We start from the raw sequence: 19,523 nt of genomic DNA, 5'->3' as shown, positions 1-19,523 counted from the left end.
TCAATTTATATCGCGCTAGCATATATCATTATCTAGCAGTGCTTAAAATATCACGACATCAAGTCTTATGTCTTGTGTCTTATATCTTACGTCTCCTTTAACAACATCCCGATCCAGGTTCGCAGCTATTTGCGGACTGAAGGGAGGCAAGTGAAACTCTGATTTTTGGTTTTTCGGATACAGGTCCGCAGCAAGCGGCAGCTTTTTCTTCTGGAGTAGTAGCGCGGTCTTTGGCTTTACAAGTTGTTTGATCAGGTGTGAGTTGTACAATCAGGGCATTGCCACTGTCTTTGATGTTATGAATAGGAAGCACAGCTGTTGGGAACACGGAATTGCCATATTCAAACTTGATTTCAGCATCTGGGTAAGTTTCTCTTACCTTATTGACCACATCAAAGATCTTTAGAGCTTTGCCACTATCTACTGAATGATCCGGCTCGGGGACTTCATTTTCCCATAATTGTACATGCACTTCTGACCATTCATTGCGGATACCTCCACAGTCCACCGTATCGAAATTGACGTTCTTGATTTCGGTGATATGGTAGTCAGTACGTACATACTGTCCGCTTTGGTATTCGAAGAAAAGCGCCTTATCAGGGTTTTCTCGTAGGATTTGGGTAAATTCTGTTGTTTTCATTTTTATATTTTTTTGTACAATGTACCAAGTACGAAGTACCAAGAATGCACTCTACTTGGTACATGGTACTTCGTACAATTCTAACAGCATCCCGATATCCTCGGAAAGCCGCCAAAGAGCTCTTGAAATAGATTCTGAACTTCTGCCCAGCGCAGGGCATCTATGCAATAATTCACAGATACGCCTTCAATACTTCCCTTGATCAATCCGATTTCTTTGAGTTCGCGCAAGTGCTGGGAAATTGTCGCTTGTGCCAAACCCAATTCCTGAACCAAGTCTCCATTGATGCAAGAGTTTGCATGGATCAAATATTCCAGGATGGCTATTCGAGCTGGATGGGCAAAAACCTTGGCGATTTTAGCCAGTTCGTTTTGCCGGTCTGTGAAGAGATCTGTTTTGGTGACACCCATTTTTAAAGGTAGAATTTAGAGGGATGAAGGATGAATTTTTGAAATACTGTAGAAATAAGTTTTTACCATATTTCGGCGAAGCTATATTTCTTTTATAATTACATCGCAATATTACGATATTTAATATTTCTTAGCTACGTTTTCAATATTTTTTTCCATGATTTTTATCAGATAGTTCTGAAAAAGAATTTTATATCTTGCTAGGGATATGAAAACATTTATCGAACTCTGGAAAGAAGGCCGTACTAGATTTACCAATCAACTGGCCAATATTAAACCTCAAGATTTGAGCAAAAAACTCGGAGACTCCCCAAATTCTGCTGGCTTTTTGATCCGACATATCGCGGAAGTGGAATTGCTTTTTGCTAAGAATGTTTTTGGAAAAATGGATGTCAAGGTCGATGCACAAACCTTAAAGGCAGGAAAAGATACAGGAGAGTGGACTGGTTTAGACGCGCTCCTGAGTATTGAAAGGTATGCTGCTGAGCAATTGGAGGAGGCGATCACAGGTCAAACAGATTGGGAAAAGGTAATTGAAACCAAAGAGTTCGGAAAAAAGACGCTAGCCGAAGCATTTGGCAGGATCACAACCCACACTGCCTATCATGCTGGGCAGCTGGCAATAGTAGTGAAGTATGGTACCAATTAGACGTATTAAATCTTCTTACTTTAGATCACTTGCTGATCGTATTTAAAGAAAATCAAATCCTGTTTGTGGTTCCATTTTTAGTTTTCCTGAGCATTGCAAATGTGCCAAGGCTAGCTAGTAAGGAAAAATACGGCTGGGCTTTCATTTTCACCAGCCTTACAATCGCATTACTTTTAGTGATCGTTGCTTTCGAACTTTATCCAAGGTTATTGTGGTCTAATGATATTCAGGCAAACAGCATCACCATTTACAATGCTGCAGCATCCACGAAAACGCTAAAAATTATGATGGGTTTTGTAGCTGTTGGCGGACCATTGGTATTGATGTACAGTTACTTCGTTTACAGAACTTTCTGGGGAAAGGTCGATTCTAGCTCTGAAGGTTATTAATAGTCAGGAAAACTATATTCCGTACTTAACAGCAGATATACGATAATTAAATTCCAGTGTCAAAATAAGACAGGCTTCACTTTCAACATTTGGCTTTGAAAAATGTTAAATACTTGTTTAAAGGACAAGTAAAAATTACAGCTTCATGGCCAAAAGAACTTCGGTGAATGATATAGAGAATATTGAAGATTTAAATGATCTGGAAAGAATAGTAAAAGATAAGCGCAATCACAAAAGGGCGGATGCCAAAAAGGAACGCCGTAACCGTCATTACGTAAAACTTCTGATTAGACAACAGATCAAAAGTGATGGTCTGGATGATTAGATTTAAGGGGAGACTTTTTTGTCAAAACCCGCTCTTTATCATAATAATATTAGCTGGCTAGACCCAATGTTTTCACCCAAGCCTCTGCTTCATGCTCATTTTCAAAGATCTGGTAAGGGACTGGTTGCTTTTGTAATGAAAAAATAATTTTTAGCACCGCACGAATAGCAAGACTTGGAATAATGTAAGCTGTTCCTGCACAATAGCTTTGCATCAATTTTTTGTTTTCTCTTAGCCATTTAGCCTGCATTTTTTGATGTGCAAAAGAAGGTAGAACTGCGAGTGACGCATCAAAAATGACAGCCAGTTTCTTCTCGTAGCGATAGCAGTGTTTGGTTTCATCAAGATATGCTTGAAAGTTTTGATCTGTACTGTTTTTACCCGTAAAACGAACTCTGATAATTGGAAAATCAGATTCGTCAATTGTTGCATATCGTTCCATAGGCTTTAAAAACCCTCCGGGACAAAAAGAGTTTTAAATCGTTGCTAAGATTGCAATGTTAATTGAAGGGTGACTTATGAATTCTATTTCTATTTAGCAGGAAAATAAATGATAATTAAGCCTATTTATTCTATTTTGAAAGAGAATTTGGATATGGATCTTAATAGAAGAAAGTCAAGGCCCTACGACAAATTTTTCTGAGAATTAAAATAATAAACGCTGCCCAAATGACCTATAAAAACGAGTTTCAAACCTCAATAGAAAAGCCCGAGATATTTTGGGAACAAAAAGCCAAGGACATTACTTGGTTCACTTTTCCTGAAAAAATTCTTTCCAAAAATGAAAATGGTTTTTACCGCTGGTTTGAAGGAGGAAAGTTGAATACATCTTACCTATGCTTGGATTATCATGTTGAAAATGGGAGAGCGGAACAAATAGCTTTAATTTACGATTCCCCTGTCACCAACACCATCCAAAAATTCACCTATCAGGAGCTCAAAAATAAGGTTGCCCTTTTTGCTGGTTTATTGGCTTCAAAGGGTGTAACAAAAGGCGATACTGTCATCATTTATATGCCCATGATTCCTGAGGCAGTGATTGCCATGCTGGCTTGTGCTAGACTAGGAGCGATTCACTCTGTTGTCTTCGGCGGATTTGCAGCACATGAATTGGCCATACGGATAGACGATGCCAAGCCAAAGCTAATTCTTTCAGCATCCTGCGGAATCGAATTTGATAGGGTAATACCATACAAACCTCTTATTGATGCAGCCTTAATGGAGGCGGAGTTTGAACCTGATTTCCATATTGTGTTGCAAAGGCCCATGAAACTGGCAGAGTTGGAGTCAGAAAAGGAAATTGATTGGAATCAAGCCTTATTATCAGTTGAACCACACTCCTACGTACCAGTGGATGCCCATGATCCTCTTTACTTGCTTTATACTTCTGGAACTACAGGTAAGCCGAAGGGTATCATTCGGGATAATGGAGGTCATGCAGTAGCCATGAAATACAGTTTAACGAGCGTTTATGACACGCATGCCGGGGAGGTTTTTTGGGCAGCATCAGATATAGGTTGGGCCGTAGGACATTCTTACATTGTCTATGCGCCTTTGATCAGTGGCTGTACCACAATTTTGTTTGAAGGTAAACCCATTCGGACTCCTGATGCCGGTACTTTTTGGAGAATCATTGAACAGCATCGGGTCAAAACATTTTTTACCGCACCGACGGCTATCCGGGCGATCAAGAAAGAAGACAGTGAAGGAAAACTGTTTGCCAATTACGATCTATCATCCTTAAAATACCTGTTCCTTGCTGGAGAGCGATGCGATCCATCGACCTACGAGTGGGTCAAAGACCTACTTCAAGTACCAGTCATTGACCATTGGTGGCAAACAGAATCTGGTTCACCCATGCTCGCCAATATGGCTGGGCTGGGATTAAAAACTGTTAAGCCTGGTTCTTCATCAACGCCAGTTCCTGGTTATGATATTCAGATCATGGGCGAGGATGGACAGATATTGGATACCCATCAAGAAGGTTATGTCGTTATCAAATTACCCCTTGGTCCAGGCTGTTTGCCTAGTCTTTGGAAGGATGATGAAAGATTTCAAAAATCTTATCTATCCCGTTTTGAAGGTTATTATTTGACTGGAGACGGGGGATATAAGGATGAAGAAAATTATTTTTATATCATGGGTAGGGTGGATGATGTCATCAATGTCAGTGGTCATCGCTTATCTACAGGTGAAATGGAAGAGATTGTAGCTGCAGATCCTGCTGTAGCAGAATGTGCCGTAGTGGGAATAGCCGACAAATTGAGAGGACAAAGGCCAGTAGCTTTGGTTGTTTTAAAAGATGGGAAAGATATTTCTCAAGCAGAAATAGAAAAACAACTGATTCAAAGTGTAAGGGACAAGATTGGAGCTGTTGCTTATTTCAAGTCTGCGATTCTTGTCAAACGACTGCCTAAGACAAGGTCGGGAAAGATTTTAAGAAAAATCATCAGGAATATTGCAGATGGTGTTCATTTCGAAATCCCCTCTACTATAGATGATCCAAAAATTCTGGATGAGATACGAGAGGTATTGAGAGAAAATAAGATAGGGAGTGAATTTGACGACGGTTAATCAACATTTTTAATTTTCAGAAATATGATTATCCATAACTATATTTTCCTAACTTAAATAAAATTTTATTAACCCATAATAATATTATAAACCAATGAAAAGAACCTTATTCTTACTTACCGCATTCATGTTTTGTGCTTTCTCTGCTTTAATGGCCCAAGACAATGATGCGATGATCGGCACCTGGGATGTGATGATTGAAGACACCCCACAAGGAAATGTCAATGTTATCTTGACCATTGAGAGAATGGACGGGAAGCTTAAGGCAAAGTTTAATCCGGCAGGTTCAGATCAGGAAACTCCAATTACCAATATCAGTGAACAGGAAAATACCATTATCATGTATTTTTTCGCTGAAGGATATGACCTGTATATGAGTTTGAAGCCTTCAGAGGATGACAAGGTATCCGGATTCTTAGTAGATCAATTTCCTGTCAAAGGAAAAAGGGTGAAAGGGTGAATTATTTCATTTAAAAAAACAAAAGCCAATCCAGTTCACAGCTAGGTTGGCTTTTTTAATATTTTGATTATCCTCTTTGCCAGGAGTAGTTGAATTTGATTTGAATAAAACAGCACATAAGGACAAATTAGATTACTTGAGTGACTTGTAGCACACTTTTTCCCTTATCGAAAGTGGAGATTTGCTGAATCAATTTCCGAAAAATGGCACGATTTAGCATGTACGTAGTACTTGCTGTTTTAGGGTTGATCTCTTGTCAACCCAAATCAGCAGATCAACATCTGGAAACTATTCCAAAAGAGAACTTATTGGAGGTCCTTTTAAAAGGAAATGAGCGATTTGCTGACGACCACCCTCTCCATCCCGACCAAACCTTGGAAAGGCTCAGAGAATTATCAGTAGGTCAACACCCCGTAGCGGCGATAGTCAGCTGCTCGGATTCGAGGGTTCCACCGGAGTTGGTTTTTGACCAAGGCTTGGGTGACTTATTTGTCATCAGAAACGCAGGCAATATAGTTGGGGACTATGAAATTGGTAGCCTAGAATATGCCATTGAACATTTAGAAGTGCCCTTAGTGATCATCTTAGGCCATACCAAGTGTGGGGCAATTGGAGCCTTTGTGGATCATGATCACGACCATTCCCATCATTATTCTGAATACATTCAAAAAATTATTGATTTTATAAGCTCAGAGGAAGAGGAGCAAGCTTTGCCAAGAGACATTCCTGATTTTTACGAAAAAGCGATTGAAGCCAATGTACTTCACGGAGTGCATGCGCTTAAAGAAAATCTTCCTCTCGTAAATGATTTGATCGAACAAAAAAAATTAAAAGTTGTAGGTGCTATTTATAACATGGAAACTGGCAAGGTGAGGATATTGGAAGAGAATTAAGGTCGCTTTTAGATATAGCTTTCAAGATTGTTCTTGCTATTTTTTGTAACTTAAAAGAATTGTTTAGTATTTCTTGCAAGAACCTGATTTATGTTAACAAAAGAAGACCTTATCCAGTCGGAAACGAGAAAAGAGCTGGTTGAAATATCAAAAAGCAAGGGTTTGAAGCTTAAAAATATTCTTCGGCGTACTCAGTATGAAGAAGAATTATTGCTTTTACAGACCGAACTTGCTTTTCTGCAACAGCATGTAGAAAAAAACAACCTAAGAATTGCTATCCTCTTTGAAGGTAGGGACGCTGCAGGTAAAGGTGGTTCTATTAAGAGATTTGTAGAACACCTCAACCCACATACTTCCGGTGTAGTGGCCTTGACCAAACCCACAGATATCGAAAGAGGTCAATGGTATTTTCAAAGATATATAGAAGTGTTGCCTAATCGAGGTGAGATAAAGTTTTTTGATAGGAGTTGGTACAATAGAGCTGTGGTAGAGCCTGTAATGGGATTTTGTACTCGGGAACAATACCAAACTTTTATGGCTCAGGTCACCCACTTCGAACATATGCTTCATGAAGACGGGATAAAAATCATCAAGTTTTGGTTTGATATCAGTAAGGAGGAACAAAAAAAGCGCTTTGATGACCGTAAAAATAACCCCCTGAAAGCGTGGAAGTTTAGCCCTGTAGATATGAAAGCACAGGATATGTGGGATGAGAACACCCAGTACAAAGAAAAGATGTTTGCCAACTCCCACACTGCTTTTTGCCCTTGGGTCATTGTCAATACGAATAATAAACACACTGCAAGGTTGGAAAGTCTCCGGTATGTCTTGGCGCAGTTTGATTATGAAGACAAAGGCAAAACAGGGGCTGACCTTCTGACAGACCCCAATGTTGTATTTAATTATTTTCGAAAATCCAAAAGCCTAAACTTGTGATATGGAGCTAAGCAAAGAGGATCTGAAAATCCTGAATTCTAAAATAGGCCTTAAGCATTTATTGTCAAGAAAAAAGATTGACCTCAAAAGAGCCCTACTTGCGGCAAAATATGAAATTGTCTTAAGAGAAATTCAAGCGGAATTGGTAAAAATGCAACTTTGGATAATTGCCAATGATAAAAAGGTAATGGTACTTTTTCATGGAGGTGACCCTTCAGAAAAATCTGGTATCATCCGTAAAATTCTTTCTCATAATAATCCCAGGCATTACCGGGTGGAGGTTAACCTTCCACACCTTTCCCAAAAAACTAATGGAGAGTGGTATTTCAAGAAATTTGTGGAAAAGTTGCCTCAGGAAGGAGAAATGGTGTTTTGGGATCGAAGTTGGTACAACCGGGCCATTATTGAGCCGGTACATGGCCTTTGTACCCAAAAGGAATATGAGCTATTTATGGAGCAGGTAAATGCATTTGAAAAAATGCTTACAGATTCTCGCATTACATTGATTAAGTTTTATTTCAACATCAGTAGAAAAGAACAGGCAAGGAGGTTGGAAGAAGTGAAATCAGATCCCTTAACCAAGTGGAAAATGACCCCTTTTGATGAGACATCGAAAGAATTATGGGCAGATTATAAGGATTATAAAGAAAAAGCAATGATCCAGACTAACACCAAATATGCTCCTTGGATAGAAATAAACAAAGAAAAGAGGGAGGAAGAAATGATTGAGGCGGCCCGTCAATTGCTCCAAATTGTCCCCTATCAGAGTGAATTATAATTGTGATATTTTTAAAAATGAAAATGAATTTTTTGCCCCAAGGTTGATATACTGAAGTTTGATATCCATTATTTTTGACCTTCCTTCTTCAAATGGATCTCAAATTTGTATAAAACCCTTGTTTAGCTGATGTTTGGCATCAAAGCTAAAAAATTAGATTACACCCATAGTTTTACATGGGAAAACATAGAATAAATCCAAAAGTTAAACACTTGTTTGTGGGTTTTAATAGAACCTCTCTATTTGATTCAAAAAATAAAGCAAATCCTTACTAATAAGGGCAATCTGTGACTCCAGCTGATCGAGCATCTCTGACCTGTTTTTTAAAAGCTCTGGAGAGTACTCTCCACCATCAGAAAGCAATGCAGTCATTCCATCCCCATTCATATTGTAAGTCTCCCATCTTTCCAATAGTTGATCTTTTAAAGAAACGCCTTCCTTACTGTTATTTTTACTGTTGAAATAGTACCAAGTAGCTGGTGGAAAATAAGCAGGTCTCATTTCTGACAAATAAACATCCCTCAAAATGTTTTTAGGATGATTGATGGATACACGTCTATCCAGTCTTAGAATAGAAATACCCAAAAAAACTTCTGTCAAACCCCCTGCGATACCTATATATTCTGGCCAGTCACTTCGGGAGTTGTCAGCAGCCAAAATAAGACCTGTTCCGACACCTACCACAGCACCGGTAATAATGGCCGCCACCGTCAGGTTTCTTTCCTTTTTTCTCAATTCTTTTTCCAAAAATGAAGCGATTTGTTCTGCCTTTTCCTCCTCGCAGTCAATGGCGGACATCAAAGAATGAAGTTCTATATCCATCTTCATGATCTTACCAAAAATTCTGGTTTTGAGCTCAAGCTTATCAAGTCTATCCAAATCCTCATCCAAGTAACTTTCCATTTCAGGCACGGCATTCATAGCAATTGCCAAATCAATGATTTTCTCGTCAAAATTTTCTTTTAGTCTTTCTCCAACTTTTAGTGAGTCAGCTAAAAAACCATCTTCAGAACGTTCAAAATCTAAACCTTGTAAGCACTCTCCCTGAAAGGCTGTGGGAGAAGTAATTACTTTTTTTCCAATGCAGGAAAAATTGAGTAATAGTGTCAACAAGAAAAGCCTTCCTAATACCTTTGACATAAAAAAACAGCTACTTTGATGGATGTCATTACAAAGTAGCTGTTTTGAATTAGGGCTCAAAATTCTTTTTAAATAGACTTAGAATATATGTCCAAATCCAAAGAAAAACTGCCCGCCTTCTCTGCTTTGTGCATAATCCAATCTCAAGATGGTGGATTGGTTCCATGCAATTCGGCCACCCATCCCTGGTGCACCTCTGAAATTATTGAACTGCACATCGGTCAATCCTTCCCATACGGTACCAAAGTCATAGAATGGAGTCAGGCCGAGTGCAAAATGCTGATTGAAGGCATTGAAATCATGCAGTCGCGCTCGCATCTCTAAATTCACCAAACCTACCGTTGGAGCCATAAATCTTGCTTCCCTATAACCTCTTAGCGAACGACCTCCACCAAGGACCAAGATCCCTCCTGCTTCAGCTTGTGAAGACAAATCCCACATTTCTATAAAGTTGATATTTGGTCCAAAAATATGCCCAAAGGCTGCCAAGCCAGCGAATGTGATTCTGTTTCTATTGTCTTTCCACCTGTGAAGCGTATGGATAAACTGGCCCTGAACCATAAACTTGTTGAAGTTGAAATCAGATCCCAACCAAGGTGCTGAATACTCATGCGAATACTGTAAGAAAACCCCTTTGGATGGGTCCGGCTCCAAATCACGCGTGTCATAAATCAATGCTGCAGCAAGCATTGAAGTGAACTTGAATCCATCTGAGAATCCAGAAAGGTTGAACCTATCCCAAGTACCGTCATTGATTTGTCGGTTGACCAAAGTCTGCCGCTGTACAGCTTCCACTTCTGTTCCATCTGCTAAAAATGCTTCTTCTGCTACTAGTCCTGTATAGTCTTCAAAAGAAGTAAATAATGCCTCATACCCAAACATTAACCTGAGCTTTCCTCCCATTTCTACCCTTTCTCCCAATGCATTGAATAGCAATTCTCTTTGAATAAACTGATTGTAGTGGGTATCTGTCTGTAACCTTCCTCCATTACCGGGTACGGCAATTTTGAGGTTGTCTTCATAGTCATTTACCCTGTTGAACTGTCGCACACCACCTTCAGCACCCACAGATTTATCCTGGAAGGTCAGCCTATCCAAGGATTCTCTTCCAATACCCCAATACTGGGCATTTGGATCTTCCCAGACCACCGCATCAGCCCGCAACCTCCACTTGGAATTGAAGATATAGGGTACATCCAGGTTGACTGCAGCTCTTATCCGCCCATTTTCAAAAATGAAAAACTCGGTATTGATGCTGTATCTGTATGGGGTATAGTAAAAAAAGGGATCTTCTTTGGTTTTGTTTTGGAAGAAAAAGACATTTCCTCCAACCCCAAAACCTCTGATCGGGTCAAACTCAAATCTTGGCAATCCCGTAATGAAAAAACCTTCTTTTTTGTTCAGGATATCCTCTCGGGAGAGTTTTTTATCATCCGATAGCTCAAAAGGTAAGCTAATGGTATCCAAGATGGCTAACCGATCTGTATTCTTGTGTGCATTCGGATCTCTTGTGCCGATAGCAGGTTCTTGGGCAAAAGCGGTATTTGCCAATAAAACAAGCGCGATAAGTAATAATTTTTTCATAACGAAAATATTAAAGTTGGTTTAGTATTTATATTCCCAATAATGTAATGGTCACTGTAAAATAGATCAGCAGTCCTGTAATATCTACTACAGTGGTAATTGCCGGTGAGGCCGCCACAGCAGGATCACCGCCAAACTTTTTGACCAACAAAGGCAAACTTGCGCCGATGCAGGTCGCTGAAACTACCTGCAAGGAAAGTGCTAATGAAATCACAAAGGCCAGTTGGGTAAGGGTGTACTCTGATGGAATACTGGTTTCCCAGCTTAAAAAGAGGACTTTTAGAAAGGCAAGAACCCCAAGGCAGACTGCCAACATAGAGGAAATCTTAAACTCCTTGAATACAATTTTAAGCCATTGTTTGGGGTTAATCTGCCCCAATGCCAATGCCCGTACAATAACCGTAGCTGCCTGAGACCCTGAATTTCCTCCTGTATCTGCCACCATTGGCATGTAGAGAGCAAGGATAATCAATGCTTCCAATGTAGACTCAAACCTATGTATGATCACTCCAGAAAGTATGCCTACAGCAGCAAGTGAAACGATCCATACAACTCTTTTTCGAAAATGCTGCATACTTGAAGTATGTATGTAGTCATTGTCTGAACTTTCGGTCATGATCCCCATGAATTTCTCCATGTCCTCAGTATGCTCCGCACGGATAACTTCAATGGCATCATCCTGGGTAACAATTCCTACGAGTTGTTCGGCGTTATTGAGCACCGGGAGTGCTAAAAGGTCATAATCTTCAATTCTTTTAGCCACCTCTTCTCTGTCTTCATCCACTGCGGTATAGACAAAGTTGTCATGGAGAATCTCACTTATCAGCTGATTAGGAGAAGCCATGATTAGGTCTTTTAAGGAAACAAAACCTACCATTTTCATTCTGTGATCCACCACATAGATATAATAGATCATCTTTTTGGATGGGGAATCCCTTCGGACTTTTGCCATAGCAGAATCCACGGTCATACTGGCAAGAATAGTAGCAAAGTCTGTACTCATAATTCCCCCTGCTGTTTCAGGTGGATAAGCACTCAATTTGATCACATCCTCCCGGGCTTCCTTACTCAGGTAAGGAAGAATTGCTGCTTGTTCGTCCTGAGACATGTGCTGATAAAGGTCACAACGATCATCAGATGCCATATTCTCGAATATAGGAGCAAACCGTTTTTTACTGATTTGCTGAAAAAAACTGAGTTGTCTGGCAATGTCAAAGTGGGAAAATACCTTTGCTTGCTCCTCAGCTTCGAAGTAATCGAAAGCTGCCAGTATACTGGCTTCTTCCAATTGTTCCAAGGACTCAGCTATTTCAACAGAAGGCATTTTTTGAAGTGCAGGGATCAACTCCCTCACTTTCTGCTTTTCAGCCAGTACAATCCAGTTTTCTTTTTCTGCACTTCTCATCTACTGATCGTTTTGTTGTCCTTCTATTTCCCAAGTAACTTCCATCACCCCATATTCCAGCAGTAGCTTGCCCGCTAGCATTTCCATAATACCATCATTGTTCCCAAAGGACACTATCTTTGCCTCTACATAAGCATGTTCCGGATTACCCATATCAAAACTTTTGAGTGACTGTAACCTAAGGGTTCCATTGGTTTTGATGATCTCCAGCATCATTACCCTCAAGTGATTTTCTACCTTATCCAAGCACTTGATCTGAAAACTGTAGAAAAATGTTCCTTCATTAAGATCGCTAGGAACTTCCGGCAGCGAGTTTACCCTTCTGCCTATAGGCCTCAGACCCAAATGGGCAAGCATCACGGCTCCTGCAGTAATTATCGCTTCCGGGTAAAGTCCTACTCCAGATAAGGATCCTACTGCAGCAGAGCACCAGATAGTTGCCGCCGTATTGAGTCCCTGAACATTGAAACCATCTTTCATTATCACTCCTGCTCCCAAAAAACCAATTCCTGTCACAATCTGACCAGCCACACGGGAAGGATCGCCGGTATCTCCTATAAGTGATACTGATAAAAGAATAAATGCTGCTGCACCCATAGAGACCAAAGTATTGGTCCGAAGCCCGGCACTTTTTTGCCTATACTGTCTCTCAAAACCTATTGCTGCACCCAGAAAAAAAGCCAGGCCTAATCTTAATACAAATTCAAATAGTGTCATATTGACCTCTTTTCATGGTTGGATTTAATTTTTGCGCAACCTTGAGGCCTACAAAAATTAAAAATTCTTTAAACTGTTTGGGGGAATGTTTTCCATAATTTTCCTTTTGAACAATACAAAAGTACAAAGACTACTAAGCCCTTGACTTTAGGGATGTGTTAGAAAAAAATTAGAATATTATTAGAAAAACTTAAATACGGGGGATGCTGATGATAAAGGTTGAGCCCTTTCCAGGCTTAGATTGTACAGTCACTTCGGCATCATGCAGGTTTACAATACGCTTGACCAAAGCCAGACCAATACCAGTCCCTTCAAAAATATTTTTGTTTTTCCCTCTGAAAAAGGGATTGAAAATTTCCTCCAGTTCTTCCGGGTAGATACCGATCCCTTCATCTTTAAAAGCTACCTGGACTTGGTTTCCTGATGTTGAGATACTACAGCGGCAAGTGTGGTTAGAAGAATATTTACAGGCATTTTCAATCAGGTTTTTGAATGCAATCGTAAGCAGATAGCTATTCCCGAAAACTGTGATCTCCTCTTCTTCGAAATCACCTTCAAAATCCAAGTCAACCTTGAATGATTGATTCAAAAGCTGCAGTTCCTGACTTGCATCCAGGAGCAATTCATCTACCCTGAATTGCTTGAAATTCACTTCCGAGCGGTCATAACTCGCTTTTGCGAAATCAAGTAGGGTGCTCGACAGCTTGGCCAGTTTTTTCGCATCAGCCAATACGGAAATGACTGTCTCTTTGTATTCTTCTTTACTCCTTTTTTTATTTTGACTCAACTCTAACTCAGCAATGATCACAGAAAGAGGTGTCCGCAATTCATGAGAAATGTGAGAAACAAACTGCTTTTGCGCATCAAAGGACTTCTCCAACCTTTCAAGCATTTGGTTAAAGGTTTCTGCCAAAACCCCCAGTTCATCATTCCTTTTAGGAATGTGAAGCCTCAGGTCCAAATTTGAAGCTGATATTTTTTGTGCTTCATTAACCATATCGGTAATGGGATCCATTGTTTTTTGGGAAAAGTACCTTCCGATGAGGTAAATAATAGCCAAGCCAAAGAAAAAAGAAACCAGCATGGTGTTTCTCAGGTTTTCCAGATTACGGTAACCGTAGGCATCGAATGCCGCAGCAGTAACATAATAAGGCTCATTATCTACCTCAATAAGCTGACCGATGACCTGCCACTGATCCTGAACAAAACGAATCATTTTCTGCTCCCTGATTTCTGCAAGCATTTCAGGCGTTTCCTTGACAAAATCAATGTCCACAGCATCATGATACAATAGCTCCTTATTTTGATTATAAATAGCTACTTCTACTTCATACAAAACCTCTCTGTTCTTACGATAAATTGTTTGCAAAGTATTTGCGTCCAATTTAACATTGAGCAAAAGGTTAACTTTAGTCAGGGCTTCTTTTTGAAGAATATTATAAAACTCACTTTTCCTGTTTTGATTGGCTGAAAAATAAACAATAAGCATAAAGACAAGAAGTATTCCCGCGGCTAAGGCCGTAAACAAAAGGGATATTCTTTGTTGTATGCTCATTGTTGCTGCAATATGAAACCCATACCCGATCTTGTATGGATCAGTTTGGAATTAAAAGGTTTATCTACTTTTTTTCTGAGGTAATTGATATAAACATCGATAAAGTTTGTTCCCGTATCGAAGTTTACTCCCCAAACATCACGGGAAATCTCATCCCTGCTCAGGACTTTTTCGGGATTTCTGACGAGGTATTCAAGAAGATTGTATTCTTTAGGAGTAAGGCTTAACTCAATTTCTGACCTGAAGGCTTTCTTTTGGTTTGTATTGATCTCTAAATCTGCATATCGTAAAATTGGATCTACCTGTTCTACCCGCTGCACTCCAGCTCTTTTCAGTAAGGTCTTGATGCGCACTAACAATTCCCTAAAATCAAAAGGTTTGACCAGGTAATCATCTGCCCCCGCATCAAATCCTTCAACCTTGTCATCAGTAGTTCCTAAAGCGGTCAACATAATTATTGGAGTGTGCATGTCCTTCTCTCTGATGGCCTTACATAGATCCAAGCCATTGACCTTGGGCAGAATCAAATCAGTAATGACCAGATCAAAACCTCCACCTTCAAACAAGCGAAGTCCCATCTGTCCATCAAATGATTGCGTAATGGCATAATCCTTCTCCTCCAATCCTTTTCTGATTACACCAGCTAGCTTTTCATCATCTTCTACCAATAATATAGAGGCCTTACTCATAGCTTTAGGTGAGTCTTTTGATAATTTCTTTTTGTTCAGGCCATTTTTCAATCAATTCTTCAAAACCCAAAAGCCTGAAGTCCTTGAAATCAAAACCCGGAGCGACCACGCAAGATACCAAGCTATAGCTATCAGGTTGATCTACGGTGGATCCAAAAATTACACCTTGCTCTACCAGTTGATAAGGCTTGTGTCCTACCTTATCAGGTGGACCTACCAAAAGCTGTCTGTATCCTTCTTCATCCAACACATGAACGGTCAATGGACTTCCTTCATGGTAAAACCACATTTCATCACTTTTGATCTGGTGGAACTTAGATGCGTTTTCAGAAGTAAGCAGAAAATAAATACAGGTCATAAGGCTTCTCGCCCCATGATCCGTGGAAAACTGCCACTCTGATCTGTAGGTCTCCGCATAAAAGCCACCCTCGGGATGCGGCTTGAGCTCCAGTTCTTTGACCAATTGTTCTACCCTCTTCATCAGGAATATAGTTGAATGATTTTATCGATTATACGGTCCGCAGTTTTTCCATCCCACAACGGGATTCCCTTGTAACTCTTCCATTCCCCTTTCATTAACTTTTCTAGATACGGAGGTAATTTTTTAGGGTCTGTTCCAATTAATTCATTTGTGCCCAACTCAATTGTTTCAGCTCTTTCTGTATTGTCTCTGAGGGTGATACAAGGCACATTCATCACAGAAGCCTCTTCCGTTATTCCACCAGAATCGGTAATCACACCCTTGGCATTTTTGACAAGATAATTGAATTCCAGATAGCTCAATGGTTCGGTCATATGAAGCGAATCATAATTGATACCCATAGATTGTAAGTTTTTGGCAGTACGGGGGTGAACCGGAAAAATGATCGGCAGCCCTTCTGTCCCTTTCACTATCGCTGCTATCATTTCCTTGAGCTTTTCTTCTTGATCCACATTGGCAGGCCTATGCATGGTCATTACAAAATAAGACTTCGGCTCAATTTGATCAAAAATGTCTCCATCGGGCTTTTTGAACCTAGGCATATTGCTCATGAGGGTATCAATCATGGTATTTCCCACATAATGAATCTGACTTTCTTCAAAGCCCAGTTTCCTAAGATTGGTGTTCGCTATTTCTGAGGTAGTGAAAAAATGATCCGTAATACTGTCTGTAACCATTCTATTGATTTCTTCCGGCATGCTAAGATCTCCAGAGCGAATGCCTCCTTCTACATGGGCAACATCGATTACCAGCTTTTTAGCCGCTATGGAACAAGCCAAGGTCGAAGTCACATCGCCTACCACGATAACGAGATTGGTAGGATTCTCTATCAGTTCTTTTTCAAAGGCCACCATAATGGCAGCTGTTTGCTCGGCTTGGGTGCCACCTCCACCACCCAAATTGGCATCTGGTTCGGGTATATTCAATTGTTCGAAAAAGTCACCGGACATCTTCTTATCATAGTGTTGACCTGTGTGGATAAGTCTATAGGAAATATCAGTTCCAGCCTCCTGTTGTTTTTGAATCGCATGGACAATGGGAGCAATTTTCATAAAATTCGGTCTTGCTCCAGCTACTAAAGTAAGTTTGATCATAATAGAAAAGGAAAATTAATGATGTCCGCAAGATAACCAATAATCAAGGCATGCCAAATCATTACTGCTGACTATTGCCGATGAAAATAGGCCAAATCCGATTGATTTTTCGTTTATTTGTTCGATGTTTCGTTTTGTTTATGCGCGAAATCTTTGAGTAAAGTAATTGAACCTTATGCATTTTCATAAATCAGGTAGTTTATCCTTTATTTCCTTAATTTTATCCCTGACTTTGGCCTTGGTTTCTTGCGAGGATGTTTTGGAAAGTGAGCAGGTAGTCTATTCAAATGACTTTTCCACATTGAATCTTGCCAACTTTGAGAATGGAAGACTTTTTATTTTCCAGCAGGATACATTGATGGGATTCTATCACAATGAAGAGGCTTCTGTAACAATTCATGATCTTCCCGGACACAATGTGATGAAAGTGGAAGTCGAACTTTGGATCCATGATTCATGGGATGGAAATCCAGATGACGGCATCAGCGGTCCAGACATCTGGTACATGAAGGTAGACGGAGATGACATCATTAGAACGACTTTTTCCAACTCACCCTGTGAATCGCTTTTTTGCCTAAAACAATCTTATCCCAATGATTATTTTAGACAAAATGATCCAAGGTCTGGAGCCGTAGAAACCAATATCCCAGGCTTGTGCCTGTTTGGCGCTTTTCCCAGGTACACAACCAAATACAGAATTACGAAGATTATCAGGCATACTGCCTCTTCTGTAAAAGTAACCTTGGGTGATGAATTGGTTCAGACCAATACGGATGATCCTGCATGTGATGAAAGTTGGTCTATTGGGGAAATCAAAATTACAACCATGGTGGTCATATGAGGAGCATGAAACACATATTGAAAACAACAATCTTTTTAGGCTTGTTCCTTACAGCTTCCCTTGGCGTGTTTGCCCAGACTGTCCCACTAAATACGCCTGTATTGGAGGAATATATGAGAAGGATGCAACTCCTGGGTAAGCTCGATGGCCAAAGCTCTTTTGCCATCAGGCCCATTTATCCCATGGACGCCTTTAACAGGTACAATGGTATAGACTTAGACAGCACTTTCACCGATTTTGATACCTCCACCTTTAATAGAAAATACGGGGAAAATGATGAAGGTACACTTATGGCCATGCCGTTTACCTACAGGACACAGTTCAACTCTGAATACCCCTTCGGACTGAACAACGGAGCCATGATTCCAAACAGAGGCTTTCAACATGTCTTGTCAGGCGGCATCTACTTAGAACAAGGTGGCTTCAGCTTCCAGTTTCAGCCAGAATTGCTCATTGCCCAAAACCGTGACTTCTCTGGTTTTCCTATAGAGCATCAGGCAACTGTCTTATTCTATTATGAATATATGAATAGGATTGATATGCCAGAACGCTTTGGAGAGTCTACTTATGCCAGATTCCTACCAGGACAATCCAGTATCAGGTACAATTATGAAGGATTTTCGGTGGGGGTCTCGACGGAAAATCTCTGGTGGGGACCTTCCAGGAGAAATTCATTGATATTGAGCAACAATGCTCCAGGTTTTATGCATCTGACAGTCAACACCCGAAAACCCATCGAAACACCTGTCGGACATTTTGAAGGCCAGATGATTGCCGGATTCTTGAACGGTTCGAGGTTCTTGCCCCCACATGCGGATTATAGCATACAAAATAACCCGGTGCATATTCCAAAAAGAACTGTGGATGGCAGGTATTTATCAGGAATCATATTGAGCTACCAACCAAAGTGGGTACCAGGATTATTCCTGGGATACTCTGCTACCAATCACCTTTATAGGGCAGATATGGATAGATTGGGTGACTATGTCCCTTTCTTTAATGGTCAAAAAGGCTTTGCAAACGCCCAAAATCCAGTTAGGGATAAAAGACAGCAGTTCAGTTCGGGCTTTTTCAGGTGGATCAGTCAGGAAGGCCATTTTGAATTTTATGGTGAATATGGAACCAACGGTAACAGTCGTAGGCTAAGCGAGTTTATGATTACTCCTGAGCGGAACAGGGGCTTTACACTTGGTTTTACCAATCTGATGCCTTTGAAAAAAGAAGGCTCATTCTTACAGATCAGTGCCGAAATGACCCAAACAGGTCAGACCATAAGGGAATCCATCAGAAACCTGGATACCTGGTATATACACGACCATGTCAGGCACGGATACACCCATCAAGGACAAGTGCTAGGGGTAGGCTATGGTCCCGCCGCAAATGTCAACTGGATTGAACTAGGGTGGGTTAGAGACTTCAACAGAATCGCATTCCATTTTGAAAGGATCGTATACAACAATGACTTTTACTACTTCAGGTACGAGGCCTCTAAAGACTGGAGAAATAAATATGTTGACCTGGTGCCCTCCCTAGTGGCAGACTGGAGATTCGGCAACCTATTGGTGCACGGCAATTTCCAATATGTCAATACGCTAAACTATATGTGGTTTTTGGAAAATCAGCCCGATCAGTACTTTGTGCCAGGATTGGATAGAAAAAACTTTGTGGCTACCCTTGGAGTGAGTTATATACTGAAATAAGGATAGGGTAAAAGTCCAATTCAAGGTTTTTAATGAACAATAAAAGAGACAAAAGGAAACAAAAGAGAGGGGGCATTTCAACCTTTCGTAGCCAGATGTGGATAATCATTGTTTGCATTCTATTTCTACACTTCAATTTTGAATTAATCCATGCAGAAATTACCTGAGCTTTTGTGATTTTTGTTTACTTATGTGGTTGAGCCTTTTACCTTCCACTATTAAATTGGAAATTAACTTTAAGGTTTTTTTGAATCTGAAAAACC

At 40.2% G+C, this 19,523-nt stretch carries 21 protein-coding genes; 10 read left to right on the top strand and 11 right to left on the bottom strand.

What is annotated here, in order from left to right:
• Positions 1 to 97 precede the first annotated feature (97 nt).
• Positions 98 to 640 carry a DUF6428 family protein gene (locus tag EA341_RS08285; protein WP_293012905.1) on the bottom strand — a complete coding sequence of 181 codons (543 nt, stop codon included), beginning with the start codon at positions 638 to 640 and terminating at the stop codon, positions 98 to 100.
• 80 nt (positions 641 to 720) lie between these two features.
• Complete coding sequence (locus EA341_RS08280) at positions 721 to 1,050, bottom strand: helix-turn-helix transcriptional regulator (protein WP_293012903.1); 330 nt, start codon at positions 1,048 to 1,050, stop codon at positions 721 to 723.
• Positions 1,051 to 1,258: 208 nt separating this feature from the next.
• Here EA341_RS08280 and EA341_RS08275 point away from each other — a divergent pair, with 208 nt between their 5' ends.
• The 3 genes from EA341_RS08275 (at position 1,259) to EA341_RS08265 (ending at position 2,413) form a co-directional block, all read left to right on the top strand.
• Positions 1,259 to 1,699 carry a DinB family protein gene (locus EA341_RS08275; protein WP_293012901.1) on the top strand — a complete coding sequence of 147 codons (441 nt, stop codon included), beginning with the start codon at positions 1,259 to 1,261 and terminating at the stop codon, positions 1,697 to 1,699.
• Positions 1,700 to 1,728: 29 nt separating this feature from the next.
• A complete protein-coding gene (locus tag EA341_RS08270) occupies positions 1,729 to 2,088 on the top strand; it encodes a cytochrome d ubiquinol oxidase subunit II (protein WP_293012899.1) in 360 nt (119 codons plus the stop codon).
• Positions 2,089 to 2,233: 145 nt separating this feature from the next.
• Positions 2,234 to 2,413, top strand: coding sequence for a hypothetical protein (locus EA341_RS08265; protein WP_293012897.1), 180 nt, complete (start codon positions 2,234 to 2,236; stop codon positions 2,411 to 2,413).
• Between the two features lie 49 nt (positions 2,414 to 2,462).
• Here the strand turns inward: EA341_RS08265 and EA341_RS08260 are convergent, their stop codons facing one another.
• Positions 2,463 to 2,855: an STAS/SEC14 domain-containing protein gene (locus EA341_RS08260; RefSeq protein ID WP_293012895.1), complete on the bottom strand. Its 393-nt coding sequence runs from the start codon at positions 2,853 to 2,855 to the stop codon at positions 2,463 to 2,465.
• Between the two features lie 227 nt (positions 2,856 to 3,082).
• Between EA341_RS08260 and EA341_RS08255 the strand changes: the two genes are divergently transcribed.
• The 5 genes from EA341_RS08255 to EA341_RS08235 all read left to right on the top strand — a co-directional run bounded on the left by EA341_RS08255 (position 3,083) and on the right by EA341_RS08235 (position 8,054).
• Positions 3,083 to 4,987 carry a propionyl-CoA synthetase gene (locus tag EA341_RS08255; protein ID WP_293012893.1) on the top strand — a complete coding sequence of 635 codons (1,905 nt, stop codon included), beginning with the start codon at positions 3,083 to 3,085 and terminating at the stop codon, positions 4,985 to 4,987.
• Between the two features lie 94 nt (positions 4,988 to 5,081).
• Positions 5,082 to 5,447: a hypothetical protein gene (locus EA341_RS08250; RefSeq protein ID WP_293012892.1), complete on the top strand. Its 366-nt coding sequence runs from the start codon at positions 5,082 to 5,084 to the stop codon at positions 5,445 to 5,447.
• A gap of 203 nt (positions 5,448 to 5,650) precedes the next feature.
• Complete coding sequence (locus EA341_RS08245) at positions 5,651 to 6,340, top strand: carbonic anhydrase (protein WP_293012890.1); 690 nt, start codon at positions 5,651 to 5,653, stop codon at positions 6,338 to 6,340.
• A 90-nt stretch (positions 6,341 to 6,430) separates the two neighbouring features.
• Entirely contained in the window at positions 6,431 to 7,276 is an 846-nt protein-coding gene (gene ppk2 / locus EA341_RS08240; RefSeq protein ID WP_293012888.1) for a polyphosphate kinase 2, read from the top strand.
• A 1-nt stretch (position 7,277) separates the two neighbouring features.
• A complete protein-coding gene (locus tag EA341_RS08235) occupies positions 7,278 to 8,054 on the top strand; it encodes a polyphosphate kinase 2 (RefSeq protein ID WP_293012887.1) in 777 nt (258 codons plus the stop codon).
• A gap of 225 nt (positions 8,055 to 8,279) precedes the next feature.
• Here the strand turns inward: EA341_RS08235 and EA341_RS08230 are convergent, their stop codons facing one another.
• From EA341_RS08230 to wecB, 8 genes are all read right to left on the bottom strand, one after another.
• Entirely contained in the window at positions 8,280 to 9,194 is a 915-nt protein-coding gene (locus tag EA341_RS08230; RefSeq protein ID WP_293012885.1) for a hypothetical protein, read from the bottom strand.
• 78 nt (positions 9,195 to 9,272) lie between these two features.
• Positions 9,273 to 10,778 carry a DUF5982 domain-containing protein gene (locus EA341_RS08225; RefSeq protein WP_293012883.1) on the bottom strand — a complete coding sequence of 502 codons (1,506 nt, stop codon included), beginning with the start codon at positions 10,776 to 10,778 and terminating at the stop codon, positions 9,273 to 9,275.
• A 28-nt stretch (positions 10,779 to 10,806) separates the two neighbouring features.
• Positions 10,807 to 12,183 (bottom strand): magnesium transporter, encoded by a 1,377-nt coding sequence (gene mgtE / locus EA341_RS08220; RefSeq protein ID WP_293012881.1) that lies wholly within the window; start codon positions 12,181 to 12,183, stop codon positions 10,807 to 10,809.
• On the bottom strand, positions 12,184 to 12,900 hold the full coding sequence (locus EA341_RS08215) for an MgtC/SapB family protein (protein WP_293012879.1): 717 nt from the start codon (positions 12,898 to 12,900) through the stop codon (positions 12,184 to 12,186).
• Positions 12,901 to 13,090: 190 nt separating this feature from the next.
• The gene (locus EA341_RS08210) at positions 13,091 to 14,455 is read right to left on the bottom strand and encodes a HAMP domain-containing sensor histidine kinase (protein ID WP_293012877.1); all 1,365 of its coding nucleotides are present in this window, start codon (positions 14,453 to 14,455) and stop codon (positions 13,091 to 13,093) included.
• Positions 14,452 to 15,144, bottom strand: a complete 693-nt coding sequence (locus tag EA341_RS08205) for a response regulator transcription factor (RefSeq protein ID WP_293012875.1) — start codon at positions 15,142 to 15,144, stop codon at positions 14,452 to 14,454. Before EA341_RS08205 ends, EA341_RS08210 begins: the two co-directional genes overlap by 4 nt.
• A 4-nt stretch (positions 15,145 to 15,148) precedes the next feature.
• Complete coding sequence (locus tag EA341_RS08200) at positions 15,149 to 15,625, bottom strand: cupin domain-containing protein (protein WP_293012874.1); 477 nt, start codon at positions 15,623 to 15,625, stop codon at positions 15,149 to 15,151.
• Positions 15,625 to 16,719, bottom strand: a complete 1,095-nt coding sequence (gene wecB / locus EA341_RS08195; protein WP_293012872.1) for a non-hydrolyzing UDP-N-acetylglucosamine 2-epimerase — start codon at positions 16,717 to 16,719, stop codon at positions 15,625 to 15,627. Before wecB ends, EA341_RS08200 begins: the two co-directional genes overlap by 1 nt.
• 175 nt (positions 16,720 to 16,894) lie before the next feature.
• Between wecB and EA341_RS08190 the strand changes: the two genes are divergently transcribed.
• Together EA341_RS08190 and EA341_RS08185 are read left to right on the top strand one after the other, a co-directional pair.
• Complete coding sequence (locus EA341_RS08190) at positions 16,895 to 17,560, top strand: hypothetical protein (RefSeq protein ID WP_293012871.1); 666 nt, start codon at positions 16,895 to 16,897, stop codon at positions 17,558 to 17,560.
• Between the two features lie 5 nt (positions 17,561 to 17,565).
• Positions 17,566 to 19,260, top strand: a complete 1,695-nt coding sequence (locus EA341_RS08185; RefSeq protein ID WP_293012870.1) for a capsule assembly Wzi family protein — start codon at positions 17,566 to 17,568, stop codon at positions 19,258 to 19,260.
• The last annotated feature ends 263 nt before the right edge of the window (positions 19,261 to 19,523 follow it).

It is taken from the genome of Mongoliibacter sp. (genome assembly GCF_007692705.1).
Lineage (GTDB): Bacteria > Bacteroidota > Bacteroidia > Cytophagales > Cyclobacteriaceae > Mongoliibacter.
The sequence above is the reverse complement of the archived record's forward strand: the minus strand, read 5'-3'. Positions and strand labels throughout refer to the sequence as shown.